Raw genomic sequence first — 12,460 nt, 5'->3', positions numbered from 1 at the left:
AGGTGACCACCCCCGCCCGGTCGAGTGAGTCACTCAGCGTACCGCTCCGGGCGCGGGTGGTGAACCCTCGAAGCTACTCCGTGCCGCAGGTGATCTTCGGCTGCGGGTTGTAGTGCACGTTCCGGGTGTGGCGCCGGATCTCGCGGCCGGTCGCGGCGTCCTTGATGACCCGGGTGTCCGACGTGGTGAAGCCGGGCGCGCCGTTGCTGGGCTTGCAGTTCTCGGCGGGGCCGGGCTTCGTCGGCGGCTCGGACGGATTGGTGCGGCCGCCCGGGATCGACTCGACGGTGTACTTCTTGGTGCCCCACAGCCGGATCGTGATGTCCGACGGCGTCCAGATGGTCTGGATCGCGACACCGGTGTCCGTGTCGTTGGTGAACTTCAGGTCGATGACGCTGCCACCGCTGTGGTTCTGGAACACGGTCGCCTCGCGCGCGGCGGGGTAACGGCTGATGTAGTAGCTGTGTTCCTTGTGTTCGGTGTCCTTCATGCCGGCGAAGTACGAAGCGTTGTACAGCGTGGTCGCGAACTGCGAGATCCCGCCGCCGACCTCGCGGCCGGGCGCGCCGTCCTTGATGACACCCGCCTCGACGTAGCCCTGCGCGGCGCCGCGCGGCCCGGTGAACCCGTTGAGGCTGAACGTCTCGTTCGGCTTCACGATGGCGCCGTTGACCTTCTGCGCGACGACCCGGATGTTCGTCCCCGAGTCCGGCGCGAAGCCGCCGGTCTTGAACTCGCTGACGACCTCCTTGATGCCGAGCTGGTTCGCCTGCTCGGTGGTCACCTTGGCCGGGGTCTTCTTGTAGGTCACCGGCAGCTCGCGGGGCGCGGCGCGCTTGAGCACGTCGAGCACCGGCTTGAGGCTCGGCTCCCAGTCGACGACGTTGGCGTCCTCGGAGGGCTGGACGGTCGGCTTGCCGCCTTCGAAGACGATCTGCGCGTCCTTGCCCTCCTTTTCGGTGGACTTCAGCTGCGGGCCCGCCGCCTCGATGATCTTGTTGTTGTCCACCTTCGGGTTCAGCACACCGCCGTCGACGGGCTCGAAGGTCAGCGCGGCCGCGATCTGCTCGGGTTTGACGACCGCGTCCTTGCCCTCGCCCTTGACGACCATCGGCGCCGCCACGGCGGGCTTCGCGATCTGATCGAGGGCGGCGTGGACGGCCTCCGGCGAGACCTTCACCGGGGTCTGGGTGACCGCGAGCGTCAGCGGCTCGCCACTGGCCCAGCGCTCCAGGATGGTCTTCTTGGCCGCTTCGAGGTCGAGCTTCTGCCCGGCCTTCGGCTCGACCGCGATCGGCTTGGCCTCCTCGAAGCGCACGGTGCCCTCGACGGGGTCGCGGTCGACCTTGTCGCGCAGGTTCTCCAGCGCGCCGCTGAGCTTGGCGTCGTCGGTCTGCGTGACGACACCGACCTCGGTGGTCGAGAAGAACGACGCGATCCGCGTGAACGGGTTCAGCGGCTGGTCGCCCGCCTGGTCGAGGGTGGCGGGCCAGTCGAGGCGCAGGCCGGCGTTGTTCGGCGCCAGCGACTCCTCGGCGTCGCCCGCGACGACCTTCACCGGCCGGGTCAGCCGCGGCTCGATACCGCCGCGGAGCTCCTTCTCGGCCGCCGTGCGGTCCATCCCGCCGACGTCGACCCCGGCGACGGTGACGCCGCGGGGGACGCTGCCCTGGGAGACCAGCACGTCGAGGGCGTACGCGACGACCAGGAGGCCGAACACGCCGCCGCCGATGAAGGCGGCCTTGCGATAGCTGCGACGGCGCTTCGGTGGCGTGGGCTCCTGCGGCGTGGCAGACTCCGCGAACCCGGGCGTGACGACCGGGAGAATGTCCGTCTGCTCAGCGTGGGACTCGGGCCAGCGCGGTTCCTGCGGCAACTCTCCACCCTCCACGGTCCGGCGAGCGCCGGGCTTCGTGATCGAACGTCCGGGCCTTCCACACGTTCCGGACGTAGGTTCAAGATACGGGGCGCGTTTTGTGAGCCTGCAACTCGCCCGGTTGGGTGATCGGGTCACTCCGTCGGGTGGTCACTGGGCGTCAGGTTCCGGATTTTCGCCCACTCTGGCGAGAAAGTCGAAGTCACAGCCTTCATCGGCTTGCGTGATGTGTTCGGCGTACAACGCGCCGTAACCCCGTTCGTACCGCGGGGGTGGTGTGGTCCACTCCGCCCGGCGACGTTGCAATTCCGCATCATCGACGTCGAGGCTCAGCCGTCGTGAAGGGACGTCCAGGGTGATCGGATCGCCGTCACGGACGAGTGCGAGCGGACCGCCCACATGGGACTCCGGTGCGACGTGCAGCACGCAGGCGCCGTAGCTGGTGCCGCTCATCCGCGCGTCGGAAACGCGGACCATGTCGCGGACCCCCTTGGCCAGCAGGTGATCCGGCAGCGGCAGCATCCCGTACTCGGGCATGCCGGGGCCGCCGAGCGGGCCGGATCCGCGCAGCACCAGCACCGAGTCCTCGGTGATGCCGAGCGCGGGGTCGTTGATGCGTTTCTTCAAGTCCCGGTAGTCGTCGAAGACCACCGCCGGTCCAGTGTGGACAAGTAGCCGCGGTTCGGCGGCGATGTGCTTGATCACCGCCCCGGACGGCGCGAGATTCCCGCGCAGCACCGCGACTCCTCCTTCTTCGGCGACAGGGTTGTCACGCGTGCGGATGACATCGTCGTCGTGTACCCGCGCCGAAGCCAGGTTCTCGCCGAGTGTCCGGCCGGTCACCGTCACCCGATCGGTATGCAGCAGGTCGGTCAGTCGGGAAAGCAGGCCGGGAAGCCCGCCGGCGTAATAGAAGTCCTCCATCAGCCAGTCGCCGCCCGGCCGGATGTTCGCCAGCACCGGGACCCGGCGCGCGATCGCGTCGAAATCGTCGCATGCCAGCGGGATCCGCGCGCGTCCCGCCATCGCGATCAGATGGATGACGGCGTTGGTGGAGCCGCCGAGCGCCAGCACGGTGGTGATCGCGTCGGCGTAGGCGCGCTCGTCGAGGATCTTCGTGATGGTGAGGTCCTCCCACACCATCTCGACGGCACGCGCGCCGCTCGCCGCGGCCATCCGGTGGTGCGCCGAATCGACGGCGGGGATCGACGCGGCGCCGGGCAAGGTCAGCCCGAGTACTTCGGCGACCGACATCATCGTGGACGCGGTCCCCATCGTCATACAGGTTCCGGGGGAACGGGCCAGCCCACGCTCCAATTCGGACAGTTCCTCGTCGCCGATCAGGCCGGCCCGCTTGTCGTCCCAGTACTTCCACATGTCGGTGCCGCTGCCGAGCACCTCGTTCCGCCAGTGCCCGCGCAGCATCGGCCCGGCGGGTACGAAGATCGCGGGCAGCCCCGCGCTCGTCGCGCCCATCAGCAACGCCGGGGTCGTCTTGTCGCAGCCGCCCATGAGCACTGCGCCGTCGATCGGATAGGACCGCAGGATCTCTTCGGTCTCCATGGAAAGCAGGTTGCGGTAGAGCATCGGCGTCGGCTTCTGGAACGTCTCGGACAGCGTCGCGACCGGGAACTCCAGCGGGAATCCGCCCGCCTGCCACACCCCGCGTTTGACCTGTTCGGCCCGCTCGCGCAGATGCATGTGGCAGGGGTTGATGTCACTCCAGGTGTTGAGGATCGCGATGACGGGTTTCCCGAGGTGTTCCTCCGGGTTGTAGCCGAGTTGCCTGCTGCGGGCACGATGACTGAAGCCGCGCAGCTCGTCGCCGCCGAACCAGCGATGGCTCCGGAGTTCCTCGGGGTTCCTCATGTCCGCGAGTATGGCATCTCATATATGATCGGGCCCATGTCTTCGACCTTCAGCCTGCCCGCTTCGCGGACCGAAGTGGTGCTCGACGAGATCCGCCGCGGCATCCTCACCCGGGAGTTGAAGCCCGGTCAGCCGCTGGTCGAAGCCGAGCTCGCGGCCAGGCTCGGCGTCTCGAAGACGCCGGTCCGCGAGGCGCTCAAGGTGCTGTCGAACACAGGGCTCGTGACGTTCAGCCCGTACAAGGGCGCTTCGGTGTGCGTGGTGGACGCGGAGCTGGCGAAGTCCGTGTACGACGTCCGCATGGTGCTGGAGCCCGAGGCCGTGCGCCGGTCGGTCGAACGCCGCTCCCCGGACCTGCTCGAAGACGCCGCGGAAGCGCTGAAGGAGGCGTCGGCGGCGCTTTCGGACAAGGACCACGCCGCGCTCAGCCTGCTCAACCGCCGGTTCCACCGGGCGCTCTACAGCGGCTGCGGCAATCCGCTGATGGTCTCGATGCTGGACGATCTCAGGGACCGCGCCGCGCTGATCAGCGTGGTCGGCTGGGAGACGAATCCCAGCTGGCGCAAGGAATGGAACGAGCACAAGGCGGTGCTGGCGGCGGCGAAGAAGGGCGACGCCGAAGGTGCGGCCCGGTTGCTGCGCGCCCACATCGGCGATTTCCTGGAGCGGACCCTCGAGACCATCGGAGACGCTTGATGCGGCTGCTGCTCATCGCCGACACCCATCTGCCGCTGCGCGCGAAGGCGCTGCCGGAGCAGGTCTGGCGCGAGGTCGACGAGGCGGACGTCGTCGTCCACGCAGGCGATTGGGTCGAGGCCGCCCTGCTGGACGAACTCGAAGCCCGGAGCAAGCGGCTCCTCGGCGTCTACGGCAACAACGACGGCGCTGATCTGCGGGCGCGGCTCCCCGAGATCGCGCGGGCCGACCTCGACGGCGTCCGGCTGGCGGTCGTCCACGAAACCGGCGGCAAACAGGGCCGTGAACGGCGCTGCGACGAACAGTTCCCGGAGACCGACGTCCTCGTGTTCGGGCACAGTCACATCCCCTGGGACACCGTCACGCCGAACGGGCTGCGGCTGCTGAACCCCGGCTCGCCGACCGACCGGCGGCGGCAGCCGTTCTGCACCTATCAGACCGCCGAGGTCCGCGACGGCGAATTGCGCGACGTCACGCTGCATGAGCTGCCTCTTCGCCGCTGACGGGGTAGACAGGTAGGCATGGAACCGGCGCAGGCGTTGAGGGAGATCGCGTTCCGGCTGGAGCGCGCGGGCGAGCCGACCTACCGGGTGCGGGCGTTCCGGCAGGCGGCCTCGGTGATCGCCAAGATCGAGGCGGACGACCTGCGCAAACGCGCCGCGGCGGGCACCTTGACCGCGTTGCCGAACATCGGCAAGGCGACCGCGGCCGTCGTCGAAGACGTCCTCGCCGGCCGCCGTCCCGCGTACTTCGAGAAGATCGGCGAGCCGAAGCTGCCTGACGGCGGCGCGATGCGGGCGGCGCTGCGCGGCGACTGCCACACCCATTCGGACTGGTCCGACGGTGGCAGCCCGATCGAGGAGATGGCCGAGGCCGCCCGCGCGCTCGGCCACGAATGGATGGTGCTGACCGATCACTCGCCGCGGCTGACCGTCGCGAACGGGCTCTCGCCCGAGCGGCTGCGCCGTCAGATGGACGTCGTCGCGGAACTGAACGAGACGATGGCGCCGTTCCGGATCCTGCACGGCATCGAGGTCGACATCCACCTGGACGGCACACTCGACCAGGAGGAAGAACTGCTGGAGCGGCTGGACTTCGTCGTCGCGAGTGTCCACTCGAAACTGCGGATGCCCGCGAAGGAGATGACGCCGCGGATGATCGCCGCGGTGCAGCATCCGCGGGTCCGCGTGCTGGGGCATTGCACCGGACGGCTCGTGATGGGCGGCCGCGGGAAACGGCCCGAGTCGGAGTTCGACGCCGAAGCCGTGTTCACCGCGTGCCGGGACAACGGGGTCGCCGTCGAGATCAACTCGCGGCCCGAACGCCGGGATCCGCCGACGCGGCTGCTGAACCTTGCCGTGGACCTTGGCTGCGATTTCGCGATCGACAGCGACGCGCACGCCCCCGGTCAGCTGGACTGGCTGGTCTTCGGCTGCGAGCGGGCCAACGAACTGGGGATCGAGCCGGAGCGGGTGATCAACACGCGGACCGCCGAGGACCTGCTCGCGGGCTAGTTCACCTCCTCGTGTGTGTCATGAAAGGGCCGTTCAGGACGAAAGATGTCCTGAACGGCCCTTTCATGACATGCGTCGCGGTGCGCTAGCCGATCTCGTACGGGTCCCCGTAGACCGCCCACTTCAGCGGGGTGTGCAGGTCGAGATTGCCGTCGTTGAGCCACACCAGCTGCGCGGTGTCGATCCGCGAGGTGTCCGCGTGCGCCTCTTCCTGCTTCATGACCACGCGCCGCGCGTCGAGGAACGCCTTGAGGTACGCCGTCTCGTCACCACCCTGCGCGGGCGGCTTCGCCTGCTGGAGAGCGGCCGAGCGGATACCGCCGAAGCTGTCCTGGCTGGTGCCCGGGCCGTGCATCACGATGGCGTCGTAATAGATGAATTGTCCCAGTGCGCCCAGACCGTCCGATTTCGCCTGATTCACCGCCGGGTCGAAATAGACGCGGTCCCGTTCGCTGTTCTGCGCCGCCTTGAAGTCCTCGCGGCCGGCGGCCTCCCGCCAAGCGTTTTCGAAACCGGTGCCCAGCCCTTCGTGCGATTCGGTGCCGTCGACCTTGCGCAGCGCCGGGAGGTATTCCGCGAGCGGGTTGTCCGGGACCGAGCTCGTGTAGCGCTCGACGAGTTCCAGCATGTCCCCGGTGCCGGAGCAGAACCCGATGATGCCGGCGGTGTACCCGCGCCCGTCGCCGATGTCCTCGATGTAGGAGTACTGCGCTTTCCAGGCCAGGGAGGAGTTTTCCGCGCTGGAGACGATCTGCATCGCGATCTCCTTCTTCTCCGGCGAGGCGAGATCGCCACCGGAAGCGAAGATCGGCGCCGACGCCGGGCTGGGCGCCGCGGACGCGAGCGAAGAGATCGCGACGGGGCCGGAAACGGCGAGGGCGAGAACGGAGACCGCGCCGAGAGCACGACGCATCGCGGGCCGCAGGGTGTCACTCATGAAAGGTGTCCCTTTCCACAGAGAATTGTCATTTTCTCATCAGGTGTTGCTGCGGCGTGGGCACACGATAACCATGGGTGACAGTTTCCGGCAAGAGGGAGAGCCGGTTAAAGATTCTTGCGCAGCAGTGCCGACCCCAGTTGCGTGAGGTGATGCCGCACGGTGTTGCCCTCACGCGTACTGAGCACGAGACCCGCTTCACGCAGCACCGTGGCGTGCTGGCTCGCCGACGACATGGAGATGCCCGCGCGGCGCGCGACATCGCTGGTCCGCCCGCCGCTTTCGATCGTCTCCAGCACGGCCGCACGCGTGTGCCCCAGCAGTGTGGCCAAGGCGGAGCCGTGGCCGGGGCGCACGGTTTCGGGAACGTGCTCTTCGATGGGTGGACGAGCACCGGCACCCGGTCGTTCTCGACCAGGGTCACCCCGGTCCGCCAGCAGAAGTACGACGGGATGAGCAGCAGCCCCCGCCCATCGAGGTGGAGGTCCTGGCGCACCGGGTAGTCGACCTCGAGCACCGGCGCTTTCCACCGCATCGCGGGGGAAAGCCCGCGCAGCAGCCCGTCGACGCCGTCCGTGAGCAGAAGCCGTGCCTGTCTCGCGCGCTGACGGTCGAAGCAGGCGAGGATGTCGTTCCAGACGGGCTCGATCGCCGCACGGTGGTAGGACCGGGCCGCTCGCGTCAGCGCGCCGAGCGCGGCCGGGTTGGCGTCACCCAGATCGCGTGCCCACGGTGTCGGCCGCCGGGATCGTGCCAGCACCGCCAGATCCCGCCGCAGAGCGAGGCGCTCGGTGCGGCACACCAGGTCCAGTTGCTCTTCGAGGTCTTCGCCGGACGGCGTGAGGAAGTCCGGGAAGTACCCGCTGGGCGGGACGAGCGTCAGCAACGGCCCCGCGGCCTTCGGCAGACGGGTGCGGACGGCACCACGCCACTTCCGCACCCGCAGGTCACCGTCCCCGCGTTGCAGCCGGTGCAGGCTCAACGTCGTCTCCCACAGCGGATCCGGCCTCGTCGCGACCCTGACGCGGCCAAGATCGTCTCCGGAAAAATGCACGCGCAGCACAGCGCCCCCTCCCCAGGTCCCCGCAGGAATTAACGCACGGAATGCCCGTCTTGGCGATGTTTCAGCGAGAACTAAAACTGGCCGGGGGAGGCGCACCGGGCCTGGCACGGTTCGTCGGGCAAGGTCCACTACCGAGGGGATGAAGATGAACATCAGGAAGCTCGGCATCGCCGCCACGGGTGCGGCGATGGCGTTCGGGACGCTGTTCGCGGCCGCACCCGCCCAGGCGGCGACGACCAACAGCTGGGAGGTGAAGTGCAGGCAGTTCCAGTACAACGAGGTCGTCTCAGGCGGATGGACCGAGTTCTGGGCGACCTGCAGCGGCAACACCGTCACCATCAAGGGCAAGGTCTACGACAGCGCGGCCGACAATCGTTGCATCGTGCTCAAGATCTACTGGCCGAGCGAGAACCGCTGGGACACCAGCCGCAAGGCCTGCCCCAAGAACACGAATCAGTCCTTCACCTTCACCGGGCTCAAGGCCGCGAACCCGTGGGCGCACCTCTCCTCGGTGCCGGCGGGCTAGTCCTGGACCGGCGCGGTGGGCACGTCCGTCGTCCGCACAGGCCACCCGGGCTATCGCCGGTCGCCGGTGTAGACGACGGCGGCGCACACCGCGTCGACCCCCGAGATCAGCTCGGCGAGCGCCTTCGGCAGGTCCCGCTGAGTGGACTCCACCCAGGCGCGCAGGCCCGCCCGGTCGAGTTCCGGTTCGCAGAAGTCGTCGAGCCCGATGGTCCAGGCCAGCAGCGCAAGACAGACTGAATGCGGATCAGGCTGTTCGGTGCCGAGGACGGCCGCCCGCACCTTGCTGCGCGCGGCCGTCGACAACAGCAGATCCCGCGGCGGGTACCGGTGATTCTTCCGCATGAGCACCCGGTCGGTCTCGCGGTCGATCACCCCGGCGGCGAGCAGATTCCCCGCGACCGTTTCCCCGAGGTCGTGCCGCAGATGCGTGACCCATTCCCGGACGGTGTGCCGCTCGCGTTCGGCCAGGATTTCCGAGAACACCCCGTCGAGCGGGGGATGGGCGAGGCCGCGTCGTGACAGCGGGCGGATTCGCTTGCGTTCCACGGTGATCCGCTCGGCGAGGAGGAGATCGCAGAGCGCGGAACCGGCCATTCCGATCCCGAGTCCCGTGCGGCGCAACGCGGGTTTTCCGGTGAACTCGTCGTGGGCGAGAAAGAACAGGGAATCGACCAAGGTCAGCCGACGCATGAATGGCACGCCCTCCGGCGTTGAAGTGCGGGACGGCCAAAGTAGCGGTAGCGCGCGTACCACTGCGACCCGAGGTCCGTTTTTAGCCTGAACGGACGTACCTCGCCGGGGTGCCCGGCCCTAAGGTGGGATGGCTTCGGAAGATCAAGATCTTTCACCGCCATACCGACGTCCGGGGGGACGGGTCCATGGGTACGCAAAGACCGCGGCGCGGTCTCGGTCATCGGCGGCTCGGAGCCGCCCAGATCGTGTTCTTCGTGGTGGCCGCGGCGGGTCCGCTCTTCGCCATCGCGGGCGGGGTCCCGACGAACTACGCGGTCACCGGCAATGTCGGCGTGCCGCTGTCGTTCCTTCTGCTCGCCCCGATCCTGGGCCTCTTCGCCGTCGGTTACGCGGCGATGAGCCGCTACATCACCAATGCCGGCGCGTTCTATCCGTATGTCGCCAACGGTGTCGGCAAATCCACCGGCGCCGGGATCGCCTTCGTCACGCTGATCTCCTACAACGCCATCCAGATCAGCATCTACGGCCTGTTCGGCTGGTCGGTGTCGACCTGGCTGGGCACGCTCACCGGATCCCCGCCGCCGTGGTGGTTGTGCGCGCTGGTGATGGTCCTTCTCGTCGGCGCGCTCGGTGTCCTGCGGGTCGATCTCAACGCCAAGGTGCTCGGGGTGGCGCTGTGCCTCGAGGTGGCCGTCGTCGCGATCGTCGACATCGCGTTGTTCTCGAATCCGGCCGGTGGCGGCGTTTCCTGGGTTCCGCTGGAGCCGTCGAGCCTGTTCACCACCGGCGTGGGCGCGGTGTTCGCGTTCTCCGCGGCCGCGTTCATCGGCTTCGAGGGCGCGGCGACCTACGGCGAGGAGACCAGGGAACCCAGCCGCACGGTCGGCCGGGCGACGTTCGCCGCGATCGCGCTCACCGCGGTGCTCTACGTCGTCTCGTCGCTCGCGCTGGCCGTGGGCACCGGACCGGACGTCATCGTGACGACCGCGGCCGCCCAGGGCCCGGATCTGCTGTTCAACCTGGCGGGCGAACACCTCGGCGGCACGTTCTCCGACGTCGCGTACACGCTTTTCGTGACCGGTCAGTGCGCGGCGCTGCTGAGCTTCCACAACGCCGTCGCGCGGTATTTCTTCGCGCTGGGCAGGGAAGGGCTATTGCCGCGCTCGCTGGCCAAGACCAGCAAACGCACCGGCGCGCCGGTGGCCGGTTCGCTCACACAGACCGCGCTGGCGATGACGGTCGTGTCGCTCTTCGCGATCGCGGGCCGCGACCCGGTGACCGAACTGTTCACCTGGCTCGGCTCGACGGCGTCCACCGGGGTCGTGGTGATCATGATCGCCGTCTCGCTTTCGGTGATCGGCTTTTTCAAACGGCGCCGCGACGCCGAAAACGCCTGGCGCCGCTGGATCGCGCCGTCGCTGGCGATCCTCGCGCTGTCGGCCGTCCTCGCGCTGATCCTGCTCAACTTCGATCTGCTGCTCGGCCCGGCCGGGACGTTCCTGTTGCGCTGGGGCCTGCCCGGTCTCGTGCTCGTCGCCGCGCTGGCGGGCTTCCTGCGCGCGGAAGTGTTGCGGACGAAGGATCCCGAGACGTATGCCGCCATCGGCGGACCGCTCGAAGACGAGGAGCTCGCCGCCGCCAAGCGGTCCTAAATGGACATACGTGACGGACCCCTGGTCGATTTGTCTATAAAGGAATGGTAAAGTGGCGGGCAGATGACGACCACCCGTGCCCCCGCCGCACGGCACCGTTCCGTCTTCTTCCTGCTGATCTTGCTCGTCTTCGCCTTCGTCACGCCGACCGTTCCCCATGGGCACGGCCGGGCCGCGAAGGAAGATCCCGTCGCCGTCTTCGCGACCCATCCGTTGCCCGCCTTCCACGGCGGGCAGGCCGTGCCCCTCGCCGACGCTCCCGCCGAAGCGGAGACCGTCGACCTCCCCGACGCCGGCCACGCCCCTGAGCAGGGCGAACCCGTCGTCATCACCCGTGCGGTGCCCCAGGCGCCCGCACGGGCACCTCCGCGCTGATCGGCGTCTTCTTCCCGCATCAGCCATCCATCGGAGGTCTCCATGAGTTCCGGTCATGCCCTGCTGGCCGTCGGCGGGGCGTTCCTCGCCGCCGGTGTCATCGCCAGAGCCGGCGCCCGTATCGGGCTGCCCACCATCCCCCTGTTCATGCTGGCCGGTTTCGTCTTCGGCCCCAACACCCCCGGACTGTCCCTTGTGGACGATCCAGCCGAGCTCGGTGTGCTCGCCGGTCTCGGCCTCGTCTTCCTCCTGTTCTACCTCGGCCTCGAATTCTCCCTCGACGACCTGGCCAAGGGCGGGCGCAAACTCGTCTGGTCCGGGCTGATCTACCTGATCCTGAACATCGGCGGCGGGCTGGCGTTCGGCTTCCTGCTCGGCTGGGGGACCAGGGAAGCGCTGGTCATCGCCGGTGCCATCGGCATCTCGTCGTCGGCGATCGTCACCAAACTCCTGCTCGAAGCCCGCCGGATGGACAACCCCGAATCCCGGCTGATCATGGGCATCATCGTGATCGAGGACATCTTCCTCGCCCTCTACCTGGCGTTGCTGCAGCCGGTGCTGTCCGGCGCCGGGAGCTTCGGCTCGGCGCTCGCCGATTTCGGCAAGGCCTTCGCGTTCCTGATCGTCATGGCCGCGCTCGCCCGCTGGGGCGGCCGGGTGGTGTCGAAGCTGTTCGGTTCGGCCGACGACGAACTGCTGACCGTCTGCTTCGTCGGTGTCGCGGTCATGGGCGCCGCGGTCGCCGAGGAGGTCGGGGTGTCCGACGCCATCGGCGCGTTCATGGTCGGCATGATGCTCGGCGGTTCGAAGGTCGCGCCGCGCATCCACAAGCTGGTGCTCCCGCTGCGGGACGCGTTCGGCGCGCTGTTCTTCTTCATCTTCGGGCTCAGCATCGATCCGAACGCGGTCGGCTCGGTGGTCGTGCCGGTGCTGATCGCGGTGGCGCTGACGATCGTGCTGAACCTGGGCGCGGGCGCGCTGGCCGCGCGGGTCAACGGGTTCGACCGGCAGGCCGGGGTGAACATCGGGCTGACCGTGCTCACCAGGGGCGAGTTCTCGCTGGTGCTCGCGGCGATGGCGACCGCGGCCGGGCTCGACTCGCGGGTCGCGCCGTTCGTCGCGGGCTACGTCCTGCTGCTGGCCGTGATCGGTCCAGTCGCGGTCATCCGTTCCGAGAAGCTCACCTGGTTGCTACCGGCGAGTATTGTCCGAGGCTCGACCCGCCGCGACGAGCCGGCCAGGGCGACGTGACGAGGA

General features: G+C 68.5%; 12 protein-coding genes. 7 read left to right on the top strand and 5 right to left on the bottom strand.

The window, feature by feature from the left end:
- Nucleotides 1-73 precede the first annotated feature (73 nt).
- Both DMC61_RS16675 and araD read right to left on the bottom strand, forming a co-directional pair.
- Nucleotides 74-1,876: a VanW family protein gene (locus tag DMC61_RS16675; RefSeq protein ID WP_125690048.1), complete on the bottom strand. Its 1,803-nt coding sequence runs from the start codon at nucleotides 1,874-1,876 to the stop codon at nucleotides 74-76.
- A 150-nt stretch (nucleotides 1,877-2,026) separates the two neighbouring features.
- A complete protein-coding gene (gene araD, locus DMC61_RS16670; RefSeq protein ID WP_125690047.1) occupies nucleotides 2,027-3,745 on the bottom strand; it encodes an L-arabinonate dehydratase in 1,719 nt (572 codons plus the stop codon).
- A gap of 36 nt (nucleotides 3,746-3,781) precedes the next feature.
- On the opposite strand from araD, the gene DMC61_RS16665 reads away from it, so the two are divergent.
- Genes DMC61_RS16665 through DMC61_RS16655 form a run of 3 tightly spaced genes read left to right on the top strand, consistent with a single transcriptional unit; the run spans nucleotide 3,782 to nucleotide 5,955 of the window.
- On the top strand, nucleotides 3,782-4,441 hold the full coding sequence (locus DMC61_RS16665) for a GntR family transcriptional regulator (protein WP_016332125.1): 660 nt from the start codon (nucleotides 3,782-3,784) through the stop codon (nucleotides 4,439-4,441).
- Complete coding sequence (locus DMC61_RS16660) at nucleotides 4,441-4,944, top strand: metallophosphoesterase (RefSeq protein WP_125690046.1); 504 nt, start codon at nucleotides 4,441-4,443, stop codon at nucleotides 4,942-4,944. Before DMC61_RS16665 ends, DMC61_RS16660 begins: the two co-directional genes overlap by 1 nt.
- 18 nt (nucleotides 4,945-4,962) lie before the next feature.
- Entirely contained in the window at nucleotides 4,963-5,955 is a 993-nt protein-coding gene (locus DMC61_RS16655) for a PHP domain-containing protein (protein ID WP_125690045.1), read from the top strand.
- Between the two features lie 85 nt (nucleotides 5,956-6,040).
- On the opposite strand, the gene DMC61_RS16650 is transcribed toward DMC61_RS16655, so the two are convergent.
- Nucleotides 6,041-6,892 carry a chitosanase gene (locus DMC61_RS16650; RefSeq protein ID WP_125690044.1) on the bottom strand — a complete coding sequence of 284 codons (852 nt, stop codon included), beginning with the start codon at nucleotides 6,890-6,892 and terminating at the stop codon, nucleotides 6,041-6,043.
- Nucleotides 6,893-6,920: 28 nt separating this feature from the next.
- Nucleotides 6,921-7,955, bottom strand: a complete 1,035-nt coding sequence (locus DMC61_RS42125) for an ArsR family transcriptional regulator (RefSeq protein WP_370456412.1) — start codon at nucleotides 7,953-7,955, stop codon at nucleotides 6,921-6,923.
- A 145-nt stretch (nucleotides 7,956-8,100) separates the two neighbouring features.
- On the opposite strand from DMC61_RS42125, the gene DMC61_RS16640 reads away from it, so the two are divergent.
- The gene (locus tag DMC61_RS16640; protein ID WP_228688323.1) at nucleotides 8,101-8,481 is read left to right on the top strand and encodes a hypothetical protein; all 381 of its coding nucleotides are present in this window, start codon (nucleotides 8,101-8,103) and stop codon (nucleotides 8,479-8,481) included.
- A 50-nt stretch (nucleotides 8,482-8,531) separates the two neighbouring features.
- Here DMC61_RS16640 and DMC61_RS16635 read toward each other — a convergent pair whose 3' ends face one another.
- Entirely contained in the window at nucleotides 8,532-9,173 is a 642-nt protein-coding gene (locus DMC61_RS16635; RefSeq protein WP_125690043.1) for a GPP34 family phosphoprotein, read from the bottom strand.
- A 188-nt stretch (nucleotides 9,174-9,361) separates the two neighbouring features.
- Here DMC61_RS16635 and DMC61_RS16630 point away from each other — a divergent pair, with 188 nt between their 5' ends.
- The 3 genes from DMC61_RS16630 to DMC61_RS16620 all read left to right on the top strand — a co-directional run bounded on the left by DMC61_RS16630 (nucleotide 9,362) and on the right by DMC61_RS16620 (nucleotide 12,454).
- Nucleotides 9,362-10,828, top strand: a complete 1,467-nt coding sequence (locus tag DMC61_RS16630) for an APC family permease (RefSeq protein ID WP_125690042.1) — start codon at nucleotides 9,362-9,364, stop codon at nucleotides 10,826-10,828.
- A 63-nt stretch (nucleotides 10,829-10,891) separates the two neighbouring features.
- Nucleotides 10,892-11,203 carry a hypothetical protein gene (locus DMC61_RS16625; RefSeq protein ID WP_125690041.1) on the top strand — a complete coding sequence of 104 codons (312 nt, stop codon included), beginning with the start codon at nucleotides 10,892-10,894 and terminating at the stop codon, nucleotides 11,201-11,203.
- Nucleotides 11,204-11,245: 42 nt separating this feature from the next.
- Nucleotides 11,246-12,454, top strand: coding sequence for a cation:proton antiporter (locus DMC61_RS16620; protein WP_125690040.1), 1,209 nt, complete (start codon nucleotides 11,246-11,248; stop codon nucleotides 12,452-12,454).
- Nucleotides 12,455-12,460: the final 6 nt, after the last annotated feature.

Origin of the sequence: Amycolatopsis sp. WAC 04169 (assembly GCF_003947535.1) — a bacterium.
GTDB lineage: Bacteria > Actinomycetota > Actinomycetes > Mycobacteriales > Pseudonocardiaceae > Amycolatopsis > Amycolatopsis keratiniphila.
The sequence above is the reverse complement of the archived record's forward strand: the minus strand, read 5'-3'. Positions and strand labels throughout refer to the sequence as shown.